Annotated in this window: 27 protein-coding genes and 1 tRNA gene; 5 read left to right on the top strand and 23 right to left on the bottom strand. The window is 59.5% G+C overall.

Going from position 1 to position 26784, the window contains the following annotated elements; genetic code table 11:
- Positions 1-70 precede the first annotated feature (70 nt).
- Positions 71-1330: a threonine ammonia-lyase gene (gene ilvA / locus UM93_RS00445; protein WP_045072998.1), complete on the bottom strand. Its 1260-nt coding sequence runs from the start codon at positions 1328-1330 to the stop codon at positions 71-73.
- A 120-nt stretch (positions 1331-1450) separates the two neighbouring features.
- Complete coding sequence (locus tag UM93_RS00440) at positions 1451-2341, bottom strand: aldose 1-epimerase family protein (RefSeq protein ID WP_045072997.1); 891 nt, start codon at positions 2339-2341, stop codon at positions 1451-1453.
- 224 nt (positions 2342-2565) lie between these two features.
- Between UM93_RS00440 and galT the strand changes: the two genes are divergently transcribed.
- On the top strand, positions 2566-3654 hold the full coding sequence (gene galT / locus UM93_RS00435; RefSeq protein WP_045072996.1) for a galactose-1-phosphate uridylyltransferase: 1089 nt from the start codon (positions 2566-2568) through the stop codon (positions 3652-3654).
- Complete coding sequence (gene galK, locus UM93_RS00430) at positions 3651-4796, top strand: galactokinase (protein ID WP_045072994.1); 1146 nt, start codon at positions 3651-3653, stop codon at positions 4794-4796. Before galT ends, galK begins: the two co-directional genes overlap by 4 nt.
- A gap of 109 nt (positions 4797-4905) precedes the next feature.
- On the opposite strand, the gene UM93_RS00425 is transcribed toward galK, so the two are convergent.
- The 4 genes from UM93_RS00425 to UM93_RS00410 form a co-directional block, all read right to left on the bottom strand.
- Positions 4906-5796 (bottom strand): Bax inhibitor-1/YccA family protein, encoded by an 891-nt coding sequence (locus UM93_RS00425; RefSeq protein WP_045072992.1) that lies wholly within the window; start codon positions 5794-5796, stop codon positions 4906-4908.
- Positions 5797-5926: 130 nt separating this feature from the next.
- Positions 5927-6802 (bottom strand): SDR family oxidoreductase, encoded by an 876-nt coding sequence (locus UM93_RS00420; RefSeq protein WP_045072990.1) that lies wholly within the window; start codon positions 6800-6802, stop codon positions 5927-5929.
- A gap of 102 nt (positions 6803-6904) precedes the next feature.
- A complete protein-coding gene (gene soxR, locus UM93_RS00415) occupies positions 6905-7360 on the bottom strand; it encodes a redox-sensitive transcriptional activator SoxR (RefSeq protein ID WP_045072988.1) in 456 nt (151 codons plus the stop codon).
- Between the two features lie 98 nt (positions 7361-7458).
- Positions 7459-7535, bottom strand: a tRNA-Leu gene (locus tag UM93_RS00410).
- Between the two features lie 43 nt (positions 7536-7578).
- Between UM93_RS00410 and UM93_RS00405 the strand changes: the two genes are divergently transcribed.
- Complete coding sequence (locus UM93_RS00405; RefSeq protein WP_082056942.1) at positions 7579-8067, top strand: HEAT repeat domain-containing protein; 489 nt, start codon at positions 7579-7581, stop codon at positions 8065-8067.
- Between the two features lie 130 nt (positions 8068-8197).
- Here the strand turns inward: UM93_RS00405 and UM93_RS00400 are convergent, their stop codons facing one another.
- The 6 genes from UM93_RS00400 to eno all read right to left on the bottom strand — a co-directional run bounded on the left by UM93_RS00400 (position 8198) and on the right by eno (position 14808).
- On the bottom strand, positions 8198-9670 hold the full coding sequence (locus UM93_RS00400) for an NAD(P)/FAD-dependent oxidoreductase (protein WP_045072986.1): 1473 nt from the start codon (positions 9668-9670) through the stop codon (positions 8198-8200).
- Positions 9671-9701: 31 nt separating this feature from the next.
- Positions 9702-11021, bottom strand: coding sequence for a S8 family peptidase (locus UM93_RS00395; RefSeq protein ID WP_052663444.1), 1320 nt, complete (start codon positions 11019-11021; stop codon positions 9702-9704).
- Positions 11022-11082: 61 nt separating this feature from the next.
- A complete protein-coding gene (locus UM93_RS00390; RefSeq protein ID WP_045072983.1) occupies positions 11083-12033 on the bottom strand; it encodes a Ppx/GppA phosphatase family protein in 951 nt (316 codons plus the stop codon).
- On the bottom strand, positions 12030-12659 hold the full coding sequence (locus tag UM93_RS00385; protein ID WP_082056941.1) for a DUF501 domain-containing protein: 630 nt from the start codon (positions 12657-12659) through the stop codon (positions 12030-12032). Before UM93_RS00385 ends, UM93_RS00390 begins: the two co-directional genes overlap by 4 nt.
- 35 nt (positions 12660-12694) lie before the next feature.
- The gene (locus tag UM93_RS00380) at positions 12695-13459 is read right to left on the bottom strand and encodes an FtsB family cell division protein (RefSeq protein ID WP_045072980.1); all 765 of its coding nucleotides are present in this window, start codon (positions 13457-13459) and stop codon (positions 12695-12697) included.
- Positions 13460-13524: 65 nt separating this feature from the next.
- Positions 13525-14808: a phosphopyruvate hydratase gene (gene eno, locus UM93_RS00375; protein WP_045072978.1), complete on the bottom strand. Its 1284-nt coding sequence runs from the start codon at positions 14806-14808 to the stop codon at positions 13525-13527.
- Positions 14809-15217: 409 nt separating this feature from the next.
- On the opposite strand from eno, the gene UM93_RS00370 reads away from it, so the two are divergent.
- Together UM93_RS00370 and UM93_RS17590 are read left to right on the top strand one after the other, a co-directional pair.
- Complete coding sequence (locus UM93_RS00370; RefSeq protein ID WP_045072977.1) at positions 15218-15865, top strand: PadR family transcriptional regulator; 648 nt, start codon at positions 15218-15220, stop codon at positions 15863-15865.
- Between the two features lie 5 nt (positions 15866-15870).
- Positions 15871-16038 (top strand): hypothetical protein, encoded by a 168-nt coding sequence (locus UM93_RS17590; RefSeq protein WP_157874061.1) that lies wholly within the window; start codon positions 15871-15873, stop codon positions 16036-16038.
- Here the strand turns inward: UM93_RS17590 and UM93_RS00365 are convergent.
- The 11 genes from UM93_RS00365 to UM93_RS00315 all read right to left on the bottom strand — a co-directional run bounded on the left by UM93_RS00365 (position 16035) and on the right by UM93_RS00315 (position 26746).
- Complete coding sequence (locus UM93_RS00365) at positions 16035-16535, bottom strand: GNAT family N-acetyltransferase (RefSeq protein ID WP_082056940.1); 501 nt, start codon at positions 16533-16535, stop codon at positions 16035-16037. The two genes, UM93_RS17590 and UM93_RS00365, sit on opposite strands and share 4 nt — an antisense overlap.
- Positions 16528-17097: a MazG nucleotide pyrophosphohydrolase domain-containing protein gene (locus UM93_RS00360; protein ID WP_082056939.1), complete on the bottom strand. Its 570-nt coding sequence runs from the start codon at positions 17095-17097 to the stop codon at positions 16528-16530. The genes UM93_RS00365 and UM93_RS00360 overlap by 8 nt, the downstream gene beginning before the upstream one ends.
- 68 nt (positions 17098-17165) lie before the next feature.
- Entirely contained in the window at positions 17166-18290 is a 1125-nt protein-coding gene (locus tag UM93_RS00355) for an adenosine deaminase (RefSeq protein ID WP_045072973.1), read from the bottom strand.
- Between the two features lie 81 nt (positions 18291-18371).
- Complete coding sequence (locus UM93_RS00350; protein ID WP_045072971.1) at positions 18372-19268, bottom strand: alpha/beta fold hydrolase; 897 nt, start codon at positions 19266-19268, stop codon at positions 18372-18374.
- On the bottom strand, positions 19261-19809 hold the full coding sequence (locus tag UM93_RS00345) for a CGNR zinc finger domain-containing protein (RefSeq protein WP_045072969.1): 549 nt from the start codon (positions 19807-19809) through the stop codon (positions 19261-19263). The genes UM93_RS00350 and UM93_RS00345 overlap by 8 nt, the downstream gene beginning before the upstream one ends.
- 87 nt (positions 19810-19896) lie before the next feature.
- Positions 19897-20634: a DedA family protein gene (locus UM93_RS00340; protein ID WP_082056938.1), complete on the bottom strand. Its 738-nt coding sequence runs from the start codon at positions 20632-20634 to the stop codon at positions 19897-19899.
- A 220-nt stretch (positions 20635-20854) separates the two neighbouring features.
- Positions 20855-22177, bottom strand: a complete 1323-nt coding sequence (locus tag UM93_RS00335; RefSeq protein WP_045072967.1) for a thymidine phosphorylase — start codon at positions 22175-22177, stop codon at positions 20855-20857.
- The gene (locus UM93_RS00330) at positions 22174-22602 is read right to left on the bottom strand and encodes a cytidine deaminase (protein WP_045072965.1); all 429 of its coding nucleotides are present in this window, start codon (positions 22600-22602) and stop codon (positions 22174-22176) included. The genes UM93_RS00335 and UM93_RS00330 overlap by 4 nt, the downstream gene beginning before the upstream one ends.
- Positions 22589-23878, bottom strand: a complete 1290-nt coding sequence (locus UM93_RS00325; RefSeq protein ID WP_045072963.1) for an ABC transporter permease — start codon at positions 23876-23878, stop codon at positions 22589-22591. Before UM93_RS00325 ends, UM93_RS00330 begins: the two co-directional genes overlap by 14 nt.
- Entirely contained in the window at positions 23875-25203 is a 1329-nt protein-coding gene (locus tag UM93_RS00320) for an ABC transporter permease (RefSeq protein ID WP_045072961.1), read from the bottom strand. Before UM93_RS00320 ends, UM93_RS00325 begins: the two co-directional genes overlap by 4 nt.
- Positions 25196-26746, bottom strand: a complete 1551-nt coding sequence (locus UM93_RS00315) for an ABC transporter ATP-binding protein (RefSeq protein ID WP_045076629.1) — start codon at positions 26744-26746, stop codon at positions 25196-25198. The genes UM93_RS00320 and UM93_RS00315 overlap by 8 nt, the downstream gene beginning before the upstream one ends.
- Positions 26747-26784: the final 38 nt, after the last annotated feature.

The following is a 26784-nucleotide window of genomic DNA, read 5'->3' as shown; positions in this document are numbered from 1 at the left end:
GGGCGAGCACACACCATTTAAGCGGTTATTTGGCGAGGAACTCCTCGCTACGGTTACTGAAACGCCGAACTCAGTGCACCACGATGGGCTGGAAGCCCTCGGCTCTCAGGTTCAGCAAGACTTGCTCGCAATGTTCGTGACCTTTGGTTTCCATATTTACCGTGATGGACACGTCGCCCATACTGATCGAGCCACCGACTCTGGTGTGATCAACACCGGTGACATTGGCATCCGATTCAGCGATGATCCGGGAAATCGTGGCGAGTGAACCAGGCCGGTCATCCAACAGCATTCGCACCGTCATGAACCGGCCAGCCGCCGAAAGCCCGCGCTGGATGACCTTGAGCATCAGCATCGGGTCAATATTGCCACCCGATAAAATCACCGCCGTGCTGCCTGGCTTAGCGCCAGCGGTGTTGAGGGTGCCATCGAGCAATGCCGCAACCCCCACCGCCCCCGCCGGCTCGACCACCATTTTGGATCGCTCCAGCAGGAAAATCAGCGCCCGGGCGAGCGAATCCTCACTCACCGTCACCACATCATCGACCAGTTCTCTAATAATGGAAAACGGAATCTGGCCCGGTCGGCCGACCGCAATACCGTCTGCCATCGTTGACACCCGGGCGAGCGGGACCAGGGCATCTGCGGCGAGCGAGGGCGGGTAGGCAGCCGCGTTTTCCGCTTGCACCCCAATAATCCGAATCTCACGCCCCAGCTCACGGGCCATCGACTTAATCGCTACCGCGACCCCGGCCAGCAGACCTCCGCCACCGACACCCATCACCACCGTGTCAACATCGGGAATCTGGTCCAATATCTCAAGTCCGATAGTGCCCTGTCCCGCCACGACATCAACATTGTCGAACGGATGCACGAAAACCGCGCCGCTTTGATCGGCATAATGCTGAGCCTCGGCGAGTGCCTCGTCAACGTTCACCCCGTGCAGCACCACCTCGGCACCGTGACCACGGGTTGCCGCCAATTTTGGCAGTGCTACGCCGAGCGGCATATAGATCCGAGCTTGGATGCCGAGTGCTTTGGCAGCCACCGCGACACCTTGCGCATGGTTGCCTGCGGAAGCTGCCACCACCCCCCGGGCGCGTTCCTCCGGGCTGAGTCGCGCCATCCGAACGTAGGCCCCGCGGACTTTGAAGGAGCCAGCGCGTTGCAGATTCTCACACTTGAAGAAAACGTCTGAGCCAATAATTCGAGACAGCGCACGGGAGCTCTCCACCGGGGTCCGCTCGGCAATCCCAGCGAGCAACTGCTGGGCTTGGCGGATATCCTCAAGATTGACTGGAAGCTGCGGGAGCGCTGTTGTGGAGTTCACTCTGTTTGCTCTTTCCGTGCGATCGTCGAACCGTCATTGACCACGGGCCGTACTGAGTCACATCATTCCGCAGTCGGCATTAATTGCGAAATCTGCTCGCTTAATAGAACGCACCGAGCTCTAGAGCACTGATTCGATGCCCCATTCAATAGCAAATTCTTCTCCCGGAGACAGCCAGTGCAGCCCACGAGCACTATTGAAACTATTGGCAGGAGCGCTCATTGGTTCAATCGCCACCGCCTTATTCCGGCCAGGGAATCCGGTCGAGACATATATATGCACATATTGGCATGCTTTATCTTGCCAGAGCGTCACCGAGCGCCCGTCAGGCGCGCTGAGGGTATGCCGGGCGAGGCCATCCGGGGCGAACGCCAGATCGGTGTAACTGCGATCCATCTCCAATTCCGCCACCCTCCTACCGCGACGCAAATCGGAATCTGCTGATACCGAAGCAGGCTCGATGGGGATCATTTTCTCATCGACGAGGAGCTCAGTCCCGGCCTGGACGCTCAGTCTGAGTTCCTCGGTGGGCAGCTCGGCAATTCTCAAATAGGGATGGGCGCCCAGCGCCACGGGGGCAGCGAGCTGCGAATCATTGTGCAAGCTTTGCGAAACCCGCAGCGACTCGTCGGGCTCAAGTCGATAGCTCACTCGATGCGTGAGCTGAAAGGGATAGCCGTGCTGTGGGTAAATCGTCGCCACCAGGCGAACTTCACTCTCGGACCGCGATTCGACGGCATAGCCGGTATTACGCAGCAGGCCATGAATGGCGTTTCCACGGGAAACCTCAGTGATATCGAGCTGTTGCACCTCGCCCTCAAGCACCCAGCGCCCCTCCGCGATCCGATTTGGCCAGGGCGCCAAAGTCAGACCTGAGCCACCGGGCGCCACCGGATCGAGATTAGCTTCGACCAGATCGGCACCGTCACGGCTATAGCTTCGTAACGCCGCCGCCAATGGCGCAATAATTGCCCGTGCGGAGCCGCTGCGGAGGCTGATGAACTCACTCATGAAATCACGGTAGCATTAGCTAAACGATATTTTTTGTTATATTTTGTTTGAATAAGTTCAAAATTTAGCGAGGGTGCCATGTTCATGCCGCTGTCTATTGACCGCTCCCGTGCTGCGCAGGCCAGGGCAGATCGGCCGAGGAGGTCAATGCCTGGTATCGACCTCAGACCCGGCTGGGGACCCAATAACGCCGCAGCCCAGTTGCCGAACGGCATGAGCCAAGCATGAAACCGTTAATTACTAGCACTCGACTGGCCGACGGCCGCGAGCTGCTGTATTTCGATGAAACCGCTCAAAACCGGGAAGATACCGACACCAGGCCACTCGAGCGTCGGCGGGATGCTGACACCGGGCAAATTCGTTATGACGCCCTGACCGGAGATTGGGTTGCGATCGCCCAACACCGCGGCAGCCGCACCTATTTACCGCCAGCTAATCAATGCCCGCTGTGCCCTAGCACTGCCGAAAACCCTTCCGAGATTCCAGCTTCCGACTATGACGTCGCGGTCTTTGAAAACCGATTCCCTTCTTTGGGTCCAGCACTCGGCGAAGCGCCGGAGAGCCCCGGCTGGGGAACGCTCAGCACAGCTTTCGGCCGATGCGAAGTGGTGGCGTTCAGCAGTGAACACCAGGGTTCTTTCGGTACCCTGAGTGCCGAACGAGCGCATACAGTGCTCTCAGCTCTGGCCCAGCGCACCGGCTTCCTCAACGAACTGCCCGGCATCAAGCAAGTCTTCGCCTTTGAGAATCGGGGGAAGGATATTGGCGTCACGCTTCACCATCCACACGGTCAGATTTACGCCTACCCCTACCTGACGCCGCGCGCCGAGGTGATGGCGAAGCAGGCTCTTCAACACCATCAGCAAACCGGAAGGTACTTGCTGGCCGACGTTTTACGATCGGAACAAGATGCTGCCGATCGGATGATCTACCAGGGTCAACACTTCAGCGCTTATGTGCCCTTCGCCGCACACTGGCCGCTGGAAATTCACCTCACCCCGCATCGCCAGGTAGCGGACCTCAGCGAACTCAACGATCAAGAACTCGAGGAACTAGCTCCGCTCAGTGTCGATCTGCTGCATCGGCTCGACCTGGTTTACGACTCGCCCACCCCTTACATTGCGGCCTGGCATCAGGCACCGTTAGAACCGAACTTACGCGCCACGAGCAGATTGCATCTTCAAATCACCTCTCCGCGGCGGGCCGCGGATAAGTTGAAGTATTTGGCCGGCAGCGAAGCCGCGATGGGGGCTTTTATTAATGACAGCTCCCCTGAGCAGATAGCAAAGACGCTGAGGGAGGCCGCGTTATGAGGATTCTTCAGGAGTTCCAGAAGATCTTTGGAACCGCCCCAGATGGCCTCTGGCAGGCCCCGGGTCGGGTCAACCTGATCGGTGAACATACCGATTACAACAAGGGTTTCGTGTTGCCATTCGCCATTGATCGGCAGGCCAGCGTCGCGCTGCGGCTGCGTACCGACCAGCGGATTTTGCTTCACTCACTCGATAGCCGAGCGGAGGCGGTACAGACCTCGGTTGACCGCTTGGCGGAGGCGACCGGCTGGTCGGCCTACGTCTTAGGGGTGGCCTGGGTCCTTCAACAGGAAGGTTTGTCCCTTCCGGGCTTTGAACTGTTACTGGATTCAACAGTGCCCAGCGGAGCGGGCTTGTCCTCCTCGGCTGCGATCGAATCCGCAGTCGCCTTGGCTCTCAATGATTTGCTCGGTGGCGGGCTGAGCCGCGAGGAGCTGGTTCTGGTGGGTCAGCGGGCGGAGAATGAGGTGGTAGGCGCACCGACCGGGATTCTGGACCAATCCGCTTCCCTACTCGCCGCCGAGGGCAAGGCGGTCTTCCTTGACTGTCTGAGCCGCGAATCGCGCCTGGTGCCACTGGATCTACCGGCTTCTGGCCTCTCTATGTTGGTAATAGACACCAAAGTCTCACACGCCCATGCCGATGGCGGCTACGCTGACCGTCGTGCCTCTTGCGAACGTGCCGCCGAACAGCTCGGGGTATCTTCGCTGCGCGAACTGGGGGTCGAGCAGTTGACTCAGATCGAAACGCGATTGGATCAGGAGACCTTCAGGCGGGTTCGACATATCGTCACCGAGAACGCCCGGGTGCTCAAGGTTGTCGCGAGCTTGGCCGAAACCGGTCCCGAGGCAATTGGGGAGCTACTCAATAGCAGCCACCTATCGATGCGGGACGACTTCGAGATCTCTTCTGCCGAACTCGACTTGGCCGTGCAGACTGCTCAGCAGCACGGTGCGTTGGGGGCGAGGATGACCGGTGGTGGCTTCGGCGGTTCTGCTATTGCTCTGATCCCACAACACCGCGAGGTGGGGATTCGGCAGGCCTTACTACAAGCTTTTGCGGACGCCGGATTTGGCGAGCCAGATCTTTTCACTGTGCTTCCCGGCCCTGGTGCCCAACGGATCATCGTCCCGAACTGCTAAGCCGAGCAGTCAAACCGAGCAGCTGAACCGAGCAGCTAAGCCAAAGTGAGAGGCCCCGCTCAGTTGTCTGAGCGGGGCCTCTCACGGTCGTTCTTTGGGCGGTTCGGCCCTAGTCGTTACCTCGTAATATTGCTAGCAGTCGCAGGATCTCAACGTATAGCCAGACCAAGGTTACGGTCAGCCCGAAAGCGGCGGACCAGGAGTACTTTGCCGGTAACCCATTCTTGACGCCCTGATCGATCGAGGTGAAGTCCAGAATCAGCGAGAAGGCCGCTAGACCAATCGCGACGATGCCGATGATCACGCCGAGCGGAATGCCGAAGATATGAATGCTGCGCATCCCCCAAGGATTGCCAGCCATTCCACCGAACAGCATGATGCCGAAGTTCACCAGCGAGAAGAGGGCGTAACCGCCGAGCGCGATCATAAAGAATCGGGTCATCTTGGGGGTCGCCCGGAACTTGCCGCTCCGGTAGAGCACCAGGGTCAGCGCGAAGACAATCAGGGTGCCTAGCACCGCTTGAATCACGATGCCCGAGTACAGCTTTTCAAGGAAGCCGGAGAAGCCGCCGAGGAAGAAGCCTTCGAAGAGCGCATAGCTCAAAATCAGGATCTTGGACGGTTCGCGTTTGAAAGAGTTCACCAAGCCGAGCACCAGGCCGACGATCGCCCCCGGGATCATCAGTGCCGGCACAAACCAGCCGATGGCTGCACCGACGATGACCAGAGCGAGCGTTGCCACCGTCTTAATGATGACGTCATCGAAGCTCATCCGCCCCATCTGGGACTGAGATGCCGGCGGCTGGTTGTACATCTGCTGCAGCTGCTCAGGCGAGTACTGCTGGCCGGGCTGAGCATAGCCAGTTTGAGCGTAGCCGCCTTGCGTCGGAGCACCCGGGTAGCCCTGTGGGTAGAGCTGCGGCGGCGCACCCTGGAATTGCGGCGGCTTATTGCTGAAGTTCTTATTATTGGCAAATACCGGGTTTCCACCGAATGCCATGGTTCGTCCTCTTTTCTTGGGCGAGTGATTAATCAAGCCTAACAACTACACGTCCCGCGAAGGCTGAAAGTTCCTTACAATCCGGTCAAGCTTTGGCCTGTTTCGGCGCAACTTGCCCAGTCTTTGCTGACTAAACCAGACGGAATCCGCCGTCGCTGGTGAGTACTTGCCCTACCACCCAGCGCGCTTCATCGCTAATCAGCCAAGAGATTAGCCGGGCTGGATCATCCGGGGCACCGAAGCGCCCGAAGGGCAGTTTCTGCAGCACCTGCTGCAAGGCCTCAAGCGGCCGGTCAGTAGTTTCCGGGTCCATGTACCCGGTATTCACCGGCCCAGGATTGACGGTGTTGAGAAGTATTCCACGGCTTAACAACTCGCTGGCGACCGTGCTAGTCGCCCCGGCCAGCGCAGCCTTGGACGCAGCGTAGGCGACCTCTGCCGGCATGGGACCGTCCAGCTGCCCCGAGGTCATCCAGATCACCCGAGCGGTATCGAACTCGTCCTGTGGAAGCTGTTGCTGCTTTACCCCGGGCTGGCTGTGCCGCAACTCTTGCGGTCTGAATTGCTCGGCAAAGAACTTGGTCAACAATAGCGTGGAGCGGGCGTTGACGGACCAATGCGAGTCGAGCGCCTCGGCTGTCATTTCAAAGATTGAACCGTCACCGCCGCTGCGAGCGTGGTTGCAGATCAGGGTATCCAATCGGCCCAGCGCGGTCGAGGCAGCGCCGATAAGTTCCTCGGCGGCGCTGGGCACACCCAAATCCAAAGAGAGGTCACCGAAACCCGCCGTTGGCGCTTGAGCGGTGCGCAATTCCGCTATTAGTTCAGCCACATTGTCGCCACCGGTGGGCTGCTCAAGATCATGCGGGCTGAAGTGCTGAATAAAAAGACTGGCCCCCTGCTCGGCAAGCCGTCGAGCGATTGCAAAGCCGATACCGCGCCGCCGTGAGACGCCGGTAATCAGAATATTGCGGCCGAGCAACGGGCGGTTGACAGGGTTACTCATGAACTCAGGCTACCAATCATGTTCGCTTGACTGGGTCGGGACGGGATGGCTGACAGCCACAGCATCTCGGCTCACGCCAGCCCACCTATCCCCAGCCCGAACTTAGATATCCAATGGCGGCAAACGCCGCGCACCTGGGCCTTCCTCGGCCAAAGCATCGGCCGGGTTCAGCAACCGGCAGCGGTTCATCGACAGGCAGCCACAGCCAATGCAGCCGGTCAGTTCCTGTTCTAGGCGTTCTATTTCCTGTCGTCGCGCCTCAAGGTGTTGCTTCCAGCGTTGAGAAATGACATCCCAGTCCTTCTTCCGCGGAATCCTGTCCATCGGAAGAGCAGCGAAAACCTCGGCCACTTCAGCGAGTGGAATGCCTAACCGTTTCGCCACCTGCACCAGGGATATTCTGCGCAGCATATGGCGCGGATAGCGGCGCTGGTTGCCTGAGGTGCGCTCTGCGTAAATCAGGCCCTGGTTTTCGTAGAAGTGCAGCGCGGAAACCGGCACCCCGGTGCGCCTTGACACCTCGCCAACGGTCAACAGATCTTGCGGTCGCAGCGGCATCGTTCCCCCTAGTAACCTGAAGCTTGCTTAAGGTTACCGCGAAGACTAACTGAATGCCTGGGCAGAATCGGTGTTTCATTTTCTGCCCAGTTCTTCCTTGGTACCCCAGGTGGGACTCGAACCCACACTGAACAGATTTTAAGTCTGTTGCCTCTGCCGATTGGGCTACTGGGGCGCAGCGTCTAGTCTAACAATTTCTTGCACTCTACACTTTAGCCATGACTCACCCTTCAGTCGTAATCGAGCAGGGCTTGGCTCGTTACGGCTATGCGCCGATGATCGACGGCATCATCGCCCTGCTGCAGGGAAACACCCCAGAGATAGAGATACAAGCCTTCGCAGGCACCACCGGCTGGGCACCGTACTGGCTGCCCACTTGGGGCGCTAGAGCTTGTCTCTACCTCTGGCATGAGGACTGCACCGAGCCGATACTGGCGGGTCTTGGTTCTGAGTATTGGCGAGTTCGTGAGATGTGCGCCAAGGTCTGCCGTTATCGTGAGATCGGCACTGACGAGCTCGCTCCGTTACTGGAAGATCCGACTCCCCGGGTCCGCGCGGCAGCAGCACGGGCGCTCGGGCAGCTCGGCGAGGCAGAACATGCCGCCGCGGTCCAGGAACTGCTCAAGGACGCAGAACCCCTCGTGCGAGAGGCTGCACAAGCTGCTCTGAAGGCCCTGGCGGCCAGGCTAGAGCGCAATTTCGACTAACGGCCGGCGCAGAACTCCAGCTTGGGTCCGGACAGCGTGTCAGCCCTTAGTTGCCGCAGACAGCAAGGAGGGCACCGCGGCGAACCGCGGTGCCCTCCCTCAAAGCAACTAACTATTTGGCTTCGATCGGCTATTTGGCTTCGGCCGGCTGTTTCTGCTCAGCTGGAGCCTCGGCCTGTGCGCCCTCAGACTTGGGTTCCACTGGCTTCGCAGCCTCCGGTGCCTGCGCAGCAGCCGGCTTGGGTGCCGGGGTCGCGGCGGCGCGGAAGGCGGCACGAGGCTGGTCCAGATCCATTAGCTCGGCAATATCGCGGCCCATGAAGAAGCTCAGAATCCAGTTCCAGATCACCCGGACCTTGCGTTCAAAGGTCGGCATCGCCAAGCCGTGGTAGCCACGGTGCATCAGCCAGGCGATCGGGCCGCGGAAGCCGAGCTTGCCGACCTTAGCGACACCCTTCCACAGTCCGAGGCCGGCTACCGCGCCGAGGGTCTTGTGCTTGTAATCCTTCATGGGCTTATCCCAACGGGATGCCCAAAGGTTCTTCGAGAGGCGCTTCGCCTGACGGATGGCGTGCTGTGCGTTCGGCACGCAGAAGCCGCCCACACCGCCGCCGGTCAAGTCCGGCACAGCTGCCACGTCACCGGCTGTCCAGGCGTTCTCGATCGGGCCGAACTCTCCGGTGATCCGCAGATCGGCGCCAGCCTTCACCCGGCCGCGTTCGTCGATCGGGAAGTCGGTGTTCTTGGCGGTCGGGTTGGCCTGCACACCAGCGGTCCAGATCAGGGTGTCCGTCTCGAACTCATCGGCAGCCGACTTATCCGGCATATTGATCAGTTTCAGGTGGCCACCATCGGCGTCGGCGAGCGAAGTGTTGAGCAGCACCTCAACATTGCGTGAACGCAGGTGATCGACAACCCATTCAGCCTGGCTTTCGGTGACCTCCGGCATGATCCGGCCCATCGCCTCAACCAGCACGAAGCGGAGTTCTTCCACATCGATTCGGGAGTTCTTGGAAGCCAAGTTTCGGGCCAGATCCTCTAACTCGGCGATGGTCTCGACACCGGCGAACCCGCCACCGACCACGACGAAAGTCAAAGCGCGCTTGCGTTTGGCCGGATCGGTTTCGGTGGAGGCCAACTCGATCCGCTCAATCACCTGATTGCGCAGTGCCACGGCCTCCTCGATGGTCTTCAGGCCAATACCCTGCTCAGCCAGTCCATTGATCGGGAAGGTGCGGGTGATCGAACCCGCCGCCATCACCACATCGAAATAAGGAATCTCGAAGGGCTCGCCACCATCGGCCGGGGCGATCACCGCGGTCCGGTTAGCGTGGTCGACCTTGGTGACCTTGCCCTGAATGAACTCGGTCTGCGGTAGGTGCTTGCGGAAAGACACCACGGCGTGCCGCGGTTCGATGCTGCCGCCGGCCACTTCGGGCAGGAACGGCTGGTAGGTCATATAGGGCAGCGGATCCACCACGGTGACGATGCCACCTGATTTGGCGATCTTCTTCTGCAGTTTGAACGCGACGTAGAGACCGACGTAGCCGCCGCCAACTACGAGTACGCGGGGACGGTCTTCAAGCTTTGGGGTGGTAGCCATGCTTCAATTCTAGCTCACTTTGTGAAAAAATTCACGAAGTGTCCTGAGATCGTCGTTCTATGACGGAACGACGTCTTAAAACGGTCAAATGTGCCGCTCCTGCTAGCAGGACCAGAAGCAGCAGAACGCCAAATCCGATCACGATGGTTGCCGGCAACGCCGAGTCAAGTTGTGAGGGCGGCAGGGCGACCGGAGTGGTGGCTTCCGGCTGCATTGGGGCGGGAGTTACCGGTGGTTGCGCAGCTGGTTTGGTCACCGTCGGAGTGGGCTGATTGCGCCGATGAATGGTGATCCAATCCTGCAAGCTTGGCAGTGGACTCACCGTCACCGGAGCGATATCAGCATTGAGAGCCGCATCCGCATCCAAGGCACCGTAGCCATAGATGCTGTTGTGCCCCGCGCTTCCCTTATGCTTGGCCGAAAGCAGAAGCCGGTTGATCACCTGCGCAGCTTTCATATCTGGGTATTTGGCCCTGATCAGCGCAGCCACTCCAGCGACAATTGGTGCTGCACCACTGCTCCCACTCCAGTTCGCATAGCCGCCGCCCGGCACCGCTCCTACTAAGGCCTCCGCCGGGGCAGAAACGGCAATCGTGATGCCCTGAGTTGAAGAATCCTGGGAAGAAGTGCCGTCCTTTTTCAAGCCGGCGACCGCGACAACTCCCGGGATCGTGGCGGGAGCACCCACCTGAGTCAACCCTGACTCGCGGTTACCGGCAGCAGCAATAATCACCACATCGTGCTGTTCGGCGTAAAGGAAGGCGCTGTCCCAGCTCTCCGGCCAGGCCGGCGAGGTGCTGCTCAATGACATATTGATCACTTTTGCGCCCTGATCCACGGCCCAGCGAACAGCCTGCGGAATTTGATCATCAATGCTTTTCCCGGCCGGGTTCGGGCTGCCCAACCAGGTGGAGACGGTCAACAGCTGGGCTTCCGGGGCCACGCCCACCACACCGTCCGGCTTTGGGCTGTCATCAGCCTTACCGCCGTGCCCGCGGCCCGCCAGCAACGAAGCCACCAAAGTGCCATGTACCGGCTTATCGCCGATCCCCTTCTGTCCATTCTTGGCACCAGCACCCGAAACATCGGCACCGCCGACAACGGCTCCTTTGAGATCCGGGTGACTGCCGTCCACCCCACTGTCAATCACCGCAACCTTGACGCCGGCCCCCTTGGTGCTCTCCCAGGCCTTAGTGATGCCATATTCATCCAGCCAGTACTGGTTATCCCGCATCTCGTCGGCGCTCGCTGGTGTAACGCTGGCGACGCTCAGTACCCCCAACAGGCTCAACACGGACAGAGCCATCGCGGTGGTTACTCTGAGAGTACTTCTGCGGGTGGTTGTGGCCATAGCCTCGTGGGTACCTTCATCTAGCCGTGCGTCTAGCCGGGGCTGAACACACGAGCGGTTGCTAGCCCATTGACAGGGCAATTCCATCAAGAATATCGTGTTCGCTTGCGGTAGCCTGGCGGAGCGCACCAGCACTCAACTCGGCGAGGTTGCGCAAAATCGTGCCCCAGAGCAACGCACCGGCACCAATCACATCAACGCGACCCGAGTGCATATAGGGCAATTCCGCCCGTTCGGCTCTGCTCATCGCGGTCAGCGAGTCAGCAGCTTCCTGCAATTGCTCGAAACTCAAGGTACTGCCATTGATCCGCTCCGACTGATAGCTGGGCAGCCGCAGAGCATGCGCGGACACCGTGGTGATGGTGCCAGCCACACCGATCACCCTTTGCACCTGGCTGAGCGGAATCTGCTCGGCCACCTCGGCAATGATCCGATTCGCCTCCTCAGCTGCCGCCATCAGTTCCTCCGCGGTGGGTGGATCGGAGCGCAAGTATCGTTCAGTGAAGCGAACGCAGCCCATATTCACACTGCGCGCGGCCTCAACTCGCGCGCCGTCGCCAATCACGAATTCGGTACTGCCGCCCCCGAGGTCAACGACCAGGGTTGATTCCCCCGGCGCGCCGGGCAGCACGCTCACCGCCCCGGAATACGACAGCGCGGCTTCCTCCTCACCCGAGACCACATCGGGGCTGACCCCTAGGCGGGAACGAATGCCGTCAATGAAGGCATCACGATTTCCGGCGTCTCGAGTCGCAGAGGTGGCGACGAACCGTACCGTTTCGACGGCGTTTTCGCGGATTAGCTGAGCGTAAGCGTCCACCGCTGTAAAGGTTCGGTCAAGGGCTTCGACGGCAAAATTGCCGGTGGTATCGATGCCCTGCCCGAGCCGGACCACTCGCATCTCTCGATGCACATCGCGCAGCTGTCTTGAACCATCCGGCGCGGTCAGCAGGTCAGCGATTAAGAGCCTGATCGAGTTCGTCCCGCAGTCAATGGCAGCCACCCGGCTCATGCTTCTGTCACTTCCGTTTGGTTCTGCTCACCGAGGTGTCTGACGTGCCGACTCAGATCTTTGGTAGGTACCGGAGCGTCCACGTCCCAGGCACCAACGCAGTAGCAACGCTGCGCGGTCCACCAGGGTTCAATGAGCACTACCGTCTCATCCCCCAGTTGGTTCACTCCGGGCCCGGCCGCGAGCGAATGCCCTACCAGCACGTGCAGGCACTTCACCCGATGAGGCATCCCGCCGGCCGAGATACCGTCAATTTCCGGGACCGGCCCGGTGCCAGCGATAGCGGCGATATCGGCCCGGGCGGCTAAATAGGATTGGTGGGCACGCTGATGAGCGGCCGCCAGTTCCGCATCCACGGCCAGCCTTTCATTCATCTCGTTCATCACGCCATCGGCTTCCAGCCGGGAAACCGCCGCGGTAATCACCGGGTGCGTAAGGTAAAAGGTCGTCGGGAACGGAATACCGTTACTGAGCCGCGGCGCGGTGGCAGCTACTAGCGGATTTCCGCAAACACAGCGCGCCGGGATACTCACCACATTGCGCACCGGGCGGCCTAGCTGAAGGCTGAGAGTGTCGAGATCATGAGCGCTCGGTTGATCATGGTTTGGCCGTTCGGCGCTATTCACTCGGTAACTCCTGAATGTCGATATTAATGCACTGACTACTCGGTCGCAGATCTGACAATTGATTGCCAGAGACCCTCAGTCCAGGGCAGCGAATCCGGGTTGCTGCTAGTTCCCGCTTGCTGCGGTGCCGCCGGGGTGTCAGAGCCGCCATAGACCCAATAACCTGTCTCACCAGGCATCATCATATTAACCCGATCCCGGGCTTGTTGCTTGATATAGGCCGGATCATTCCAGCGCGAGATCTGATTTTGCAGATCTTTCTGCTGCTGTTGTTCGGCAGCGATCTCGGCCTTGAGCGAGGCGATATTCGCCCTTTGCTGCAGATACGTGTTCAGTGAGGGTGCCAGGATCACGGCAACGGCGGCAAAGACCACGAGCAAAGCAATCAGGCGACCGGAAAAAGAACGAGCGGGAACCGGGGCAGCCGCGGCTTTTGCCGTTGAACCTTTGCGTTGCACAGATTGCCGAACCGTTCGCACCGCTGATTTCGCACTCGAACTGGCAGCTGTCGCCCTAGCCCTGGCCGCCTGGGTACTGAGCTTTTGTTTTGCTGGATTGGCTGGTTTGACCGTTCGCGAGGTATCAGGCTTCGCAGCCGACGACTTCTCTTGACCCGCGCCGCCAGACCTCGTCGAGGGCTTGTGCTTCGTTATCGGTTCTACCGTGACTTTCGGTTTCGCTGAAGCCCTTTCAGCCACCGACTCCGTCCGCTCGTTCGGGCCGTTTTGCTCTTGCGCTGCTCGCGATGTCGCCTCGGTCGGTCGAGAGGTGTGCGGCACCTTGGGACGACGTGTGGCCATAGTAAAACCTTCTTCGGCAGAGCATGGGCTGGCTAAGACTCTTTCAGCATAGCCAGCCCACGCTGCTAGTTGGCCGAGAAACGCGGGAAGGCGCTGCGACCGGCGTAGCGGGCTGCGTCGTCCAGATCCTCTTCAATGCGGAGCAACTGGTTGTACTTAGCCACCCGGTCCGAACGAGCCGGTGCACCAGTCTTGATCTGACCGGCGTTGGTGGCCACCGCAATATCGGCGATGGTGGTGTCCTCGGTTTCACCAGAACGGTGCGAGGTGATCGTGGTGTAACCGTTGCGCTGCGCCAGTGACACGGCCTCCAGCGTCTCGGTCAGCGAACCGATCTGGTTGACCTTAACCAGCAGAGAGTTAGCGGTCTTGGCATCAATACCGCGCTGCAAACGCTCCGGGTTGGTGACGAACAGGTCGTCGCCGACAATCTGCACTTTGTCACCGATTTCATCGGTGAGCGTCTTCCAGCCCTCCCAATCATCCTCATCGAGCGGATCTTCAATCGACACTAGCGGATAATCGCGAACCAGCTCGGCGTAATAGGCACTCATCTCGGCTGCAGATTTCGACTGCCCTTCGAACTGGTAGGCCCCATCCTTGAAGAATTCACTTGAGGCAACATCAAGTGCCAGCGCAATGTCTTGACCAGGGGTGTAGCCAGCCCGCTTAATGGCTTCCAGAATCAGATCGAGCGCCGCCCGGTTGGACGGCAGGTTCGGCGCGAAGCCACCTTCGTCGCCCAGACCAGTTGACAAGCCCTTCTCATTGAGCACCTTCTTGAGTTCGTGATAGACCTCGGCCCCCCAACGTAGCGCCTCGGAGAAGGTACCAGCACCGAGCGGAACCACCATGAATTCCTGAATGTCGACGTCGGAATCGGCATGCGAACCGCCGTTCAAAATGTTCATCAGCGGCACCGGCAGCAAGTGCGCGTTCGGTCCACCCAAGTAACGGTAAAGCGGCAGATCAGCTGAGTCAGCGGCGGCGGCGGCCACTGCCAGCGAGACACCGAGGATCGCGTTGGCGCCCAACTTTCCCTTATTTGCGGTGCCGTCGAGGTCAATCATGGTCTGGTCGATGGAACGCTGATCAGTGGCGTCAAAGCCCAGTAGTGCTGGCGCGATCACGTCGATGACCGCAGCAACCGCTTGCTGCACACCCTTGCCCTGGTACCGGCCCTTCTCACCATCGCGCTTCTCTACTGCTTCAAAAGCGCCGGTAGAGGCGCCGGAGGGAACCGCAGCCCGGCCCACCGAACCATCGTCGAGTCCAACCTCGACCTCAACCGTGGGGTTACCACGGGAATCCAGAATTTCGCGTGCATGAATGGCGTCAATAATGGCCATGAAGTGCTCCTTGAGCTCTCAGCGGTGTGCCTGCGCACCAGCGCCTGCACAAAGGACAAACCTATCGCCCTAAGCCTATCTCCCGAGGGGCCCCAGCTGAACTTGTGAAGTTGGGGAGGGAGATAGGCGCTATCTCCCGAGGGGCCCCAGCTGAACTTGTGAACGATCACTGCTTCCCCTCGGCAAAAAGCCGCCGACGGGTCCCTCGCAGTTCTCTTGGGGAGGGAGATAGGCGCTGCCCCATTTCCGTCCCACAGCTCGTGCCTCGCTGCGGGGCCCTCGGAAACGTGGGCCCACTCCGAGGGGCCCCAGCTGAACTTGTGTTCTTTCTGTTGACAAAAGTTATTCAGCGATATATCGTTGACGTATCGCGATAGCATTCGTGATACCCACTAAAGAAAGTTTGATAATGAGAAACGAAAATCGATATCAAGAACACCGCCATCACCATGATCCACGCGGTGGCGACGAAGGAAATCAGAATTTTGCCGGCCGAGGTGGCCGCGGTCCACGAGGTGGCGGTGGCTTTGGCCCCCGTGGACCTCACCGTGGCGGCAGAGGCTTTGGTCCAGGATTCGGCCAGGGCTTCCCACCCGGTTTCGGCTTCGGACCGGCGGGGCGCGCTAAGAAGGGTGATGTCAGAAACGCCATCCTTTCGCTGCTGAGCCAGTCCAGCTACAACGGCTACGGTCTGATCAAGGCGATCGCCACCCATTCTGATGGTGCCTGGCGACCCAGCCCAGGTTCGGTTTACCCGGCGCTGACCGCACTACAGGGAGAAGGTTTGATCATCTCCGTTGGCGAAGGACGACGTACCGAATTCGAGTTGAACGACGCCGGACGCGCCTATGTCTCCGAGCACCACGATGAACTTGCTGCGGTCTGGGACGAGGTCAACGAGGAAGCCGGAGTAGCCCAAGATCTGCGGATGAGCATTGGCAAGCTGATGGGCGCAGTGCACCAGATCAGCCTGGACGGCAGTGAAGAACAACTACGCACCGTCACCGCTTCGCTCGACGAGGCACGGCGCACCATTTATAAGTTGCTCTCGGACTAATCACCATGACCACCCCATTCATCGCCAAGCAGCTGGCGGCGAGCCATGCCGTGGAAACCTCCCGGCGTCTCGCCGCCCGCCCACAATGGCCTTGGCTAAGTCCACCGGTCCGAAAAGCCGCGGCGGCCCAGGAAGAAGCAGCGATGGCGGCGAGGGGCAACGAGTCCAGTTAGAGGAGGAGCTTCATACCTTCATGGCTAGCCTCAAAGCCCAAGCGCTGATAGAACCGATGCGCATCCACTCGTTGCTTATCGGTGGTCAATTGGACCAATGAGCAGCCGCGACGACGGGATTCGGCAATCGCCCACTCAATCATTTGACTGCCCACTCCGCTGCCCCGCAAGCTGTCGGCAACTCTGACCGCTTCAATCTGGCTTCGCAATGATCCCCGTCGAGCTAAGCCCGGGATGAATGACAACTGCAAGGTAGCCACCAAATCGCTCTTCTGGACTCCGACCAACAGCAACTGGCTGGGGTCGGCATCAATCAGGTCAAAAGCGCGCAGATAAGGGGCCAAATCGCCCCCATCACGCGAGGCGCCAATCTGGTCAGTAATCAGGAGTTCTAAAATACCGGGCAGATCGTTCACTACTGCCCGGCGAAATGAAACATCACCAACGCTGAACAGCTCCGGCTCCCCCTGGACTTCGGTTTCGGCTCTCTCACTCATGGTGGCTCTCCTGCATCCGGCGAACCGCTAATCGCAGCGCTCGCTCCGCGTCAACATCAGGACTGCCGCGGAGGAGCTCCAAGAGCCGCTCACCTAGTTGAATTTCGGCCTCAGCTCGAGCGGTTTGCTCAGCCCCAGCCTCTCGATTCTGAAACCCTTCAGCCACTCTTTGTAGCGATTTTTGCGCCAGAGCGAGCGCCGGAAGGGTAGCGGGAATACCCTCGAAACGCCCACGCTCCGGCTTTTCAGATGACTTAGCTTGGTGCCAGCTGGTCACGATCTGTTCGATAGTGGCCGGAAACTCTGATCTGAGCTCCCCGCTGGGAGTAAAGACGTGTTGGTTGCGGCGCACCATTTTCTCGGTCAAGCCGCGCACCACATCGGCGAGCACGAATTCCCCTGCTTCTTCGGCTAATCTCGCGTGCAGCACCACTTGCAGCAAAATATCTCCCAATTCGCCGCGAACCTCGGCTGGTGGATGCGATTCTTCAATCGCCTCCACCAGCTCGTAGCTCTCCTCAATCAAGTACTTCAGCAGCGACTGGTGCGTTAACGTCGCCATCCACGGACAATGCTCGCGGAGCTGTGCAATAACCTCGACGAGGCGATCTAGTTCGGCGGACAAGGAGTTCAGCGCAGTTCTGAGTAGGCCTCGGTGATCTGCTCGACCAGGGCTTCACGCTGCTCCAGGGGTAAGAAAGCCGCCTCGGCAGCGTTCAGCGTGAGCTCAAGCAAATCATCGAGGTCATAATCGAAGGTGTCGATCAGGAGCTCGAATTCGTCGCTCAGGGTAACCGAGCTCATCAGTCGATTATCGGTGTTCACGGTGACCCGGAAACCGGTTTGGTAAAGCAAGTCGATGGGGTGCTGATCGATCTCCTCACCCCACGCCGAGATAGCGCCGGTCTGTAAGTTCGAGGAAGGGCAGATCTCCAACGCAATGCCTCGATCGCGCACCCAAGCCGCCAGCGGGCCGAGCGTGACCATGCCCAGGTCAGCCTCATTGGCCTCGTCGGTGGTGAACTCAACGTCGATGTCTTCGGCAATCCGCACGCCATGGCCAAGCCGCAAGGCTCGTCCGTCGACCAATGCGGACTGAATGCTCTCCAGGCCAGCAGCTTCACCGGCGTGCACCGTGGTGGGGAAATTCTGCTCAGCCAAGTAACGAAACGCCTCGGCAAACCGGGACGGCAAGAAACCATCCTCAGCGCCGGCAATATCGAAGCCAACAGCTCCCCGATCGCGATGTCGAACGGCAAGCTCAGCGATCTCCTGACCACGGTCGGCATGCCGCATTGCGGTGATCAACTGACCAATTTGGATCCGGTATCCACTAGCTTCCACTGCTTCTTCAATGCCAGCCTGTACCGCCTCGACGGCTTCGTCCAGGCTGAGCCCCTGGCTCAGGTGTTGCTCGGGCGCCCAGCGCACCTCACCGTAAACCACGCCGTCAGCGACCAGATCTTCGACGAACTCGCGGGCCACGCGTTGCAGACCTTCACGAGTTTGCATCACCGCGATGGTGTGATCAAAGGTCTCAAGGTAGCGCACCAGGGAACCGGAATCAGCTGATTCACGGAACCATTCGGCGAGCGCCACCGGGTCAGTCGAGGGCAGGGTGTGGCCGACCTTGGCCGCTAAGTCAATAATGGTCGCCGGGCGTAAACCACCGTCAAGGTGATCGTGCAGCGAGACCTTGGGAAGGTTGCGAATGTCGAAGGGAACATCGGGGGCAATTTCAGCTGCTGTAGTCACGGTTCAACTCTACTTCAGCTAGACCGGCCCGCGACCGGCAAGATCGCCGGTTACTAGTGAATTCATACCCAATCACAAATTTCATTTACTGGTTTCCTCGAGAAAGGGCAGTAAAGCCGCCAATACCCGCTCCGGCACTTGGCGTTGTGGGAAATGCCCCACTTTCTCCAGCACCTCACGGTGGTAAGCGCTGGTAAACAGCGCCTCTTTACCGGCGGAAGTTTGCGGGGCGTTACAGGGATCGACGGCCCCGTGTAACAGCAGGGTGGGTACCGCGATCAGCGGATTCTGCTGCATCGCCAATTCAGTTTCTCGGTAACGTTCCTCCGGTACCGACCAGCCCCAACGCGAACGGTATGAGTCGAGGGTGACCGCTGCCCAGTCTGGATTTTGAGCGGCATCGATAACTTCTTCAACTGCTGGTTCGGGGACTTGGTAACCGGGGTTCCAACTCTGCCAAAGATAGCGAATGAAACTTTCTCGGTCTTGCTCCACCAGTCGGGCACCGCGCGGGGTGGCCATCAGCCAGTGATACCAGTAGTTTTGTGCTTGCTGCAAAGAAATGTGCTGCTCCGGATCGTTGGTCCCCCAGCCGACCGAAAGCGCGGTGAGCGAGGTCATCTTCTTGCCACCGTCGAGATTGGCCGCAATATAACCGGCCCGGGCACCCCAGTCATGACCGATCACTGCGTAGCTTTCCAGCCCAAGAGCCGTTGCGAAATCCAAAATATCTTGACCAAGAGCGACAAGCTGTCCCGAGCGTTTCGTGTCGTGGTGCCTGAATCGGGTGTTGCCGAAGCCTCGAACATCCATTGCATAGCTGCGGAATCCGCGCTCGTGCAATTCGGGCAGCAACGCGTCCCAGCTCCTTCGGCAGTCCGGCCAACCGTGTACTAAAAGCACCGGATGGCCACTCGCTGGGCCAGCGACCTGATAACTCACCTCGAGCAGTTCGGTGGAGATGGTCTGATCAGTCATGGTGAGCCTCCTGCGGTTGATTTTGACGAAAGGCGCGCACCCTCCCCCGGCTCGCGCAGGCCGGCGTCGGGCACCAACGGCGCCGGCCGCTCGGATCTCTAAAAGCACGACGACAATCCGGTTCAGCGCAAAGGCTCAGGTTTTCCGGATGCTGCCAGGCGATAATCGCTTGTTCAGCGAACTCGGCGAATACTGCTTGAGGGGAGGAAAAGTGCTCAAGCGTGAGCGCGGCAGAAAGCGTCCGATGTTCGCGGTAGCTAAGCATCTCTCGGATAAATCGATCATCCTGCTCGGCGAACGGTTCGCGATTCAACAGCGCAGCCGTGCAATTCCGAAGTGCTTCGCGGAGCCCCCGAGCAAGGAATACGTCGCGCTCCGTTGCCGCTTCACGCGGGCTAAGTTCCATTGCGATCAGCCAGCCGGAGAGAGCCTCAGCGGAGAGGAGTCGCTCTTCGGGCTCACTCGAATAACGCCGACCGAGTGTACTGAAGAGGTCAAGCCAGGTTTTACCGCCGTCAAAGCGAAAAGAATCCACCGCCATAGGGCGATACTACCTCAGTTGTAACGCTTCCTACCGTTACAACTTCGTGGTCCCCAACTCGCAGACCCGCCCTTCGCAGACCCGGTCTTAGATATGCGGTTCGCGGAGCCTGGTGTGCTGCGATGTTGAGGATGCCGCTGTGCCGGAGGAGTCTGCTTCTGCGGACGAAGATGTGTTCTCCAATCCAGCTTTCCTGCGTTCCGCCCGATTACCTAACCAGCGGTGGAAGAGTTTCATGAGGTGATCAACAATGAAACCGATAATGATGGCAAAGACAATCGCGATGCCCACCCCGAGTAGGTGGTTGTTCTTAATCCAGTGCCCGGCAAAGGTACCAATCGCCACCCCGTAAGCTGCCCAGGTGACGCAAGCAATGGCATCCAGCCAAACGAATTTACGCCACGGATACCGAGTGGCCCCCGCTGTAAAGTTCACCGCGACGCGACCAACCGGAATGTATCGGGCGGTCAGCACCAGCACCGCACCGCGTTTATCCAGCTCCATCCGTGCCCATTCCATCGCTTTGGCGACCTTGGGCCGACGCATCCATTTGAATCCGGCGGTGCCCACCTTACTGCCGATCCAATAGGCCGTGTTGTCGCCTAGGATAGCTCCAATTGCGCCGCCGGCCATCAGGTACCAGACATTCGGTTCACCCGTATGCAAAGCCACCGCAGCCAGCGCAACGATCGCCGTTTCACTAGGCAGAAACAGGAAGAAGCCATCGATATAGCAGAACAGCGTCACGACGGGAACGACCCACCACTGGCTGGCCGAATGAGCGATCAGCTCATTGAGGCTGCCGAAGAATGCAATAAGGTCCACCGGGGACGGCTCCTAGAATTGTGCGAGATTACTACAATCGTCCCACGCTGACCGAGCCCACGCCATCGTTCCTAAGAGTGAACCCTGGGACCGGACGACTCACCCCACGGTATGAGTTGCCCGGTGATCACCGAGCAACAGCACCAATCTATCGAGTTTGGAGATCTGCACGTTTTCAGCGTGCTATTCAGTGCAGATCTCCGAACTCGTTGCGTGAGGCTCAGGCGATCCGGTCAATGATCAGCTGCTGAGCGGGGCGCGATCCCTCGGGTGCAATGGTGACCGCATCCGCGAGCGCTTCCTTGGCCCGATCGAACTTCTCCGGAGTATCGGTGAGTAGCGTCATTAACGGCTCTCCCGCCCGTACCAGAGCCCCCGGTTTGGCGTGCAAACGCACGCCAGCCCCGGCTTGCACCTGATCTTCCTTGCGAGCACGTCCAGCACCAAGACGCCAAGCGGCCACCCCCACGCTGAGCGCATCCATGCCAACCAGCACACCATCGGCGGGCGCGTAAATAACCTCGGACTCCTTAGCCACCGGCAGCGTAGCCCGTGGGTCACCACCCTGCGCCTCGATCATCCGGTTCCAGGCGTCCATCGCTCGGCCGTCCTTAAGCGCCGCAGCCGGGTCTGCCCCGCGCACGCCAGCGGCTTCCAGCATTTCCTCGGCTAATCGGACAGTCAGCTCCACGACGTCCTCCGGACCGCCGCCAGCCAATACCTCAACTGATTCCTCCACCTCAATAGCATTACCTGCGGTAAGGCCCAGCGGAGTATTCATATCGGTCAGCAGCGCCACTGTCTTCACACCGGCGTCGGTACCCAGCGCAACCATCGTCTCAGCCAGTTCGCGAGCCTGCGCCACATCCTTCATGAAGGCACCCGAACCAACCTTGACGTCAAGCACCAAAGCCCCGGTGCCCTCGGCAATTTTCTTGCTCATAATCGAGGAGGCGATCAGCGGGATGGCCTCCACCGTGCCGGTGACGTCGCGCAGCGCGTAAAGTCGCTTGTCCGCCGGCGCCAAGCCTGAGCCCGCCGCGCAGATGACCGCTCCGACATCCTGCAGCTGGTCCATCATCTCGTCATTGCTGAGCGCAGCCCGCCAGCCCGGGATAGCCTCGAGCTTGTCCAAGGTGCCACCGGTGTGGCCAAGTCCACGGCCCGAAAGCTGCGGTACGGCGACGCCAAAAACAGCAACTAGTGGCGCCAACGGCAGGGTGATCTTGTCCCCCACACCACCGGTGGAATGCTTATCTGCGGTCGGCTTCGAGCCGCTGGCACTCGCCGGGCCGCCCGGCACCGGGCGCAGCGCGGAAAAGTCCATTCGCTCACCGGAGGCGATCATCGCCGCCGTCCACTGCGCGATCTCCGAACGGTTCATGCCGTTCAGCAAGATTGCCATATTGAGCGCCGACATCTGTTCCTCGGCGATCACGCCACGGGTATAAGCGTCGATGGTCCAGGCGATTTGCTCGGCAGAAAGCACACCACGGTCGCGCTTGGTGCGGATCACATCCACCGCATCAAATTGTTCAGTCACTTCTGCTGCTCCTCAACTTCTAAATTTTCCGGTCCGAAGGCATCCGGCAAAACTTCGTCCATGGTCTTCACACCCGATACCGTCATTAACTGCATGCCGGCTGCGCGGTGCTCATAGAGCAGCTGCCGGCATCGGCCGCAGGGCATCAAAATATTGCCTTCGCCATCAACGCAGTAGAAAGCAGCTAACTTGCCGCCGCCGCTCATCTGCAAGGCGCCGACCAGGGTGCACTCAGCGCAGAGCGTCAAGCCGTAGGAAGCATTCTCCACATTGCAACCACTGATCATCCTGCCGTCTTCGGTCAGCGCCGCAGCGCCCACCGGAAAGCGAGAGTATGGCGCATAGGCGTGTTGCATGGCGGCCTGGGCGGCGACCGCCAAGGCTTGCCAGTCAACCTCAGCAGCTGGCTGATCAGCCCTTGACATAAGGCTCGCCATCGGCCGCTGGAGCACGTGATTTGCCGACCAGGCCGGCCACCGCGAGAATCGTCAAGGCGTAAGGCAGCATGGCCAGGAAGGCGCCATCCACCGGGGTGACAGCAATCGACAGAATGTTCTGCAAGTTGCCCGCAACGCCAAACAACAAAGCCGCCAAGAAGGCACCAATCGGGTTCCAGCGACCGAAGATCACCGCGGCCAAGGCGATAAAGCCCAAACCACCCGACATTTCCTTACTGAAGGAGCTGACCGCCACCAGGGTGAAGTAGGAACCACCAATACCGGCGACCACGCCGCCCAAGGTGACATTCCAGAACCGTACTTTGTTGACCTTGATACCCACTGTGTCAGCAGCTTGCGGGTGCTCCCCGACTGCCCGGACGCGCAGCCCCCACTTGGTCTTGAACAGTGCGAACCAAATCCCGAAAACCAACACCAACATGATGTAGCCGAGAATCGACTGATCAAAGAACATCGGCCCAATCACCGGAATGTCCTTCAGCAGCGGAATGCCGATCGGCGAAAGGTGCGGCGGCTGGTTGTACTGCTGAGCGCCCGAATCCTTCATCAATTTATCGAAGAGGAAGCCGGTCAAACCGGAGACCAGCACATTGAGCACCACACCGACAATAATCTGGTTCACCACGTACTTAATACTGAAAACTGCCAGGATCAGCGAAACTACGACGCCAGCGAGCGCCGCCGCGATCAGCGCGACAAAGGGATTCCCGGTCATCGTGCCGACCAAGGCCGCGGTAAAAGCACCAGCCAATAGCTGACCTTCAATCGCGATATTGACCACGCCAGCTCGTTCGCTGAGCACGCCAGAGAGTGAGCCGAAGACGATCGGCACCACGATCAGCATTGAACCAGTCAGCATGCCGACCAGGCTCACCGTTTGTGATTGAGTGCCGCCGACGATCCAAACCATAAAGCCGAGCACGAAAGAAACCGCGAAGATGGCGGTCACCCAGCGCCGAGTGTTACCCACCGCTTTGACTTGGAAATAGCTCATCACCGCACAGGCCGCGCAAATCAGCGCGAAGATCCAGCCGAAAACTTTCGCACTGACAGCTACCGGAGCCAACTGCACGACGTCCTGGTCTTGGGAGAGACGGAAGGTTGCGCTGCCATTAGCGCCGAAGATGGCGAAGGCGATGATGGCAGCGAGCGCCAAGACGCCTAAGGCAATCGGGGTCTTCCAGTTGCGCAGCCGTGGGCCGCTCTGCGCCGCTGTCTCGCGAGAAGGAGTTACTGTGCTCATGCTGCCACCTGCTCTTTGCTCGCTTCAACCTTGCGTTGTCGTTTTGTCCGGCCCAGGCCGAAGATGCCACGCACCAACGGTGGAGCCGCGATGAACAGGACGATGAGCGATTGAATGACCAGCACAATATCGATGCTGAGTCCGGCCTGCACTGCCATCGACTGGCCACCAGCCTTGAAAGCGCCGAAGAGCAGCGCAGCGAAGAAGGTGCCCCACGGAGTTGACCGGCCAAGCAGCGCCACCGTGATGGCATCAAAGCCGATACTCCCCGCCACGTCGCCATCGAGCGAGCCCTCGGTACCGGACAACTGGGCGACGCCAGCCAGACCAGCCAGGGCACCGGCAATCGCCATCACCAAAATGTAGCCCTTACCAATCAGCATGCCAGCGGTGCGGGCAGCATTTTGGTTGGCACCAATGGCGCGCAATTCGAAACCCAGGGTGGAACGGTTGATCAGCCAAGCGACCAAAATGACGGCGATAATCGCCATGATGAGGCCGTAGTTGACTCGGAAAGTGTCACCAAACAACGGCGGGAACATCGCATTTGGGCCAACCGGGGCGCTAATCGGCTGTTCGCCGCCGGGGCTCTTGTACGCGGTACGTAGCAAGAAATCCAGGAAGTACTGGGCAATGTAGTTCAGCATGATGGTGACAATCACCTCATGCGCTCCGGTGCGCGCCTTGAGTAGGCCAACGACGCCACCCCAAATCGCACCGCCGACGGCACCGCCAACAATCACCAACAGCAGATGCACCACCGGAGGCAGGTCAGCACCGAAGCCGATGCCACCGGCGAAGATGGCGCCCAAGATGATCTGACCTTTGGCACCGATATTGAACAACCCGGCGCGGAAGGCCACCGTTACCGAAAGACCGGCCAGGATCAGCGGGGTCGCTTGGGTCAGCGTCTCCATAATGCCGAATTTACCGGTTGCGGTGCGCGAGGACGGGTTGAAGGTGGCGCCCTGAATGAGTGCACCGTAGGCTTCGGAAACCGCTTTCCAGGCGGCCGAGAAGGTATCCCCCGGCCGTGAGAAAAAGTAACCGGCGCTCTTTGCCACATTGGCATCAGTCAGGATAATCAGCAGTGCACCAACGATCAGCGCCAGCACCACCGCGAGCACCGAAATCAGTCCCGGTCCGGTAGTGATCTCGCGAAGGATCTGCTGGGCCTTACCGCTACCTGCTTCAGCCGAAGCCGCTGCCTTTTCGGCAGTTTTCTCGGTGGTGTTCCCGGTGGTTGTCTGAGCTGAAGTATCGGCGGGCACCGGCGGCGGCGTTTTAGCCGGCTCTGGCGTCAGTTGGTCATTAGGTTCAGTCATGGCTTCCTGGCTCCTTGCCATCGCTCAATTGCGATTCCGCTTCTTCGGCGGTCATCCCGGCCATCATCAGGCCGAGCATCTCTCGGCCGGTGTTCCCCGGCACAATGCCCATAATCCGACCAGCATGGAATACCGCAATCCGATCAGCCAGCTCGGCGACTTCTTCAAGTTCGGTGGAGACGATGATCACCGGAGTGCCGTTGTCCCGCTCAGCAACGATGCGGCGGTGCAGAAACTCAATCGATCCGACGTCGACGCCTCGAGTTGGCTGGCAGGCAATAAAGAGCTTGAGCGGCCTGGAAAACTCCCTGGCCAGCACAACTTTCTGCTGATTACCACCGGAAAGCGTCGAAACTTTAGCTTCGGCTGACTGGGTGCGAACATCAAATTCTTCGACCCGGGATTTAGCGTTTGCCTTTATAACGTTGCGTTTTAGCGTGCCAGCGGAAGCGAATTCCTGGTCTTTGTAGAGGTTTAAAATCAAGTTCTCGGCGATGCTGAAATCGCCGACTAGCCCGTCCACGGTGCGATCTTCGGGCACGAAGCCCACCCCGGCGTCGATCACTTGGCGCACCGAGCGCCCGAGCAGTTCCTTGCCATCCAGCTTCACGGAACCGAAAACGTGCTTCTGCAAGCCCATAATGGCCTCGGCCAATTCGGTCTGCCCGTTACCTTGCACGCCAGCGACGGCGAGAATCTCGCCCTTAGCGACATCGAAACTGACACCGTCCAGCAGCCGTTCTCCGGCCTCGCCGAGCACGCTGAGATCTTTCACCGCAAAGGTTTTCTCGCCCGGCACCGCGGGGGTTTTATTGAGGTTCAAGCTGACCGCCCGGCCAACCATCAGGTTCGCCAGCTCGGTTGCCGAAGCCGACGGCTCGGCAGAACCAACCACCTTGCCACGGCGGATCACGGTAATAGTGTCGGCGACAGCCTTCACTTCACGCAGTTTGTGAGAGATGAAAACCAATCCCTTACCGGAGGCTTTGAGCTGAGCCATAATTTCGATCAGCTCGTCGGTCTCCTGCGGAGTGAGGACAGCGGTGGGTTCGTCGAGAATCAGAATCTCGGCATCCCGGACCAGAGCCTTAATGATCTCCACCCGCTGCTGCACGCCAACCGGAAGATCCTCGACCACGGCATCGGGGTCAACATCGAAGCCATACTGATCGGAGATGTCTCGAATTCTTTTCCTGGTGGCTTCCAGGTTCATCACGCCGCCAAAACCGGTGCTCTCATTACCGAGCGCCACGTTTTCCGCCACCGTGAAAACTGGGATCAACATAAAGTGCTGATGCACCATGCCAATTCCGGCGGCCATCGCGTCTCCGGGGCCTTGGAATTGGACTTCCTTACCGTCTATCTCGATGCTGCCTTCGGTCGGTTCGTAGAGACCGAAAAGCACGTTCATCAAGGTAGATTTGCCTGCACCGTTCTCGCCGAGCAAGCAGTGTACTTCGCCAGGGTTTACCACCAAATCAATATGGTCATTGGCCACCAGAGAGCCGAACGCCTTGGTGATCCCTTTGAGTTCAAGTTTCACTTCTACGCCAATCATCAGTTGTGGGCAGCGCGGCGTAC

The sequence above is a fragment of the Psychromicrobium lacuslunae genome (genome assembly GCF_000950575.1).
GTDB classification, from domain to species: domain Bacteria; phylum Actinomycetota; class Actinomycetes; order Actinomycetales; family Micrococcaceae; genus Renibacterium; species Renibacterium lacuslunae.
The sequence above is the reverse complement of the archived record's forward strand: the minus strand, read 5'-3'. Positions and strand labels throughout refer to the sequence as shown.

Bases quoted from the DNA above. Each gene is read 5' to 3' on its own strand.
- UM93_RS00440 (WP_045072997.1), bottom strand. From the start codon at position 2,341: ATGAGTGAGTTCATCAGCCTCCGCAGCGGCTCCGCACGGGCAATTATT.
- galT (WP_045072996.1), top strand. From the start codon at position 2,566: ATGAAACCGTTAATTACTAGCACTCGACTGGCCGACGGCCGCGAGCTG.
- galK (WP_045072994.1), top strand. From the start codon at position 3,651: ATGAGGATTCTTCAGGAGTTCCAGAAGATCTTTGGAACCGCCCCAGAT.
- UM93_RS00425 (WP_045072992.1), bottom strand. From the start codon at position 5,796: ATGGCATTCGGTGGAAACCCGGTATTTGCCAATAATAAGAACTTCAGC.
- UM93_RS00420 (WP_045072990.1), bottom strand. From the start codon at position 6,802: ATGAGTAACCCTGTCAACCGCCCGTTGCTCGGCCGCAATATTCTGATT.
- soxR (WP_045072988.1), bottom strand. From the start codon at position 7,360: ATGCCGCTGCGACCGCAAGATCTGTTGACCGTTGGCGAGGTGTCAAGG.
- UM93_RS00405 (WP_082056942.1), top strand. From the start codon at position 7,579: ATGACTCACCCTTCAGTCGTAATCGAGCAGGGCTTGGCTCGTTACGGC.
- UM93_RS00400 (WP_045072986.1), bottom strand. From the start codon at position 9,670: ATGGCTACCACCCCAAAGCTTGAAGACCGTCCCCGCGTACTCGTAGTT.
- UM93_RS00395 (WP_052663444.1), bottom strand. From the start codon at position 11,021: ATGGCCACAACCACCCGCAGAAGTACTCTCAGAGTAACCACCGCGATG.
- UM93_RS00390 (WP_045072983.1), bottom strand. From the start codon at position 12,033: ATGAGCCGGGTGGCTGCCATTGACTGCGGGACGAACTCGATCAGGCTC.
- UM93_RS00380 (WP_045072980.1), bottom strand. From the start codon at position 13,459: ATGGCCACACGTCGTCCCAAGGTGCCGCACACCTCTCGACCGACCGAG.
- eno (WP_045072978.1), bottom strand. From the start codon at position 14,808: ATGGCCATTATTGACGCCATTCATGCACGCGAAATTCTGGATTCCCGT.
- UM93_RS00370 (WP_045072977.1), top strand. From the start codon at position 15,218: ATGAGAAACGAAAATCGATATCAAGAACACCGCCATCACCATGATCCA.
- UM93_RS17590 (WP_157874061.1), top strand. From the start codon at position 15,871: ATGACCACCCCATTCATCGCCAAGCAGCTGGCGGCGAGCCATGCCGTG.
- UM93_RS00365 (WP_082056940.1), bottom strand. From the start codon at position 16,535: ATGAGTGAGAGAGCCGAAACCGAAGTCCAGGGGGAGCCGGAGCTGTTC.
- UM93_RS00360 (WP_082056939.1), bottom strand. From the start codon at position 17,097: ATGGCGACGTTAACGCACCAGTCGCTGCTGAAGTACTTGATTGAGGAG.
- UM93_RS00350 (WP_045072971.1), bottom strand. From the start codon at position 19,268: ATGACTGATCAGACCATCTCCACCGAACTGCTCGAGGTGAGTTATCAG.
- UM93_RS00345 (WP_045072969.1), bottom strand. From the start codon at position 19,809: ATGGCGGTGGATTCTTTTCGCTTTGACGGCGGTAAAACCTGGCTTGAC.
- UM93_RS00330 (WP_045072965.1), bottom strand. From the start codon at position 22,602: ATGTCAAGGGCTGATCAGCCAGCTGCTGAGGTTGACTGGCAAGCCTTG.
- UM93_RS00325 (WP_045072963.1), bottom strand. From the start codon at position 23,878: ATGAGCACAGTAACTCCTTCTCGCGAGACAGCGGCGCAGAGCGGCCCA.
- UM93_RS00320 (WP_045072961.1), bottom strand. From the start codon at position 25,203: ATGACTGAACCTAATGACCAACTGACGCCAGAGCCGGCTAAAACGCCG.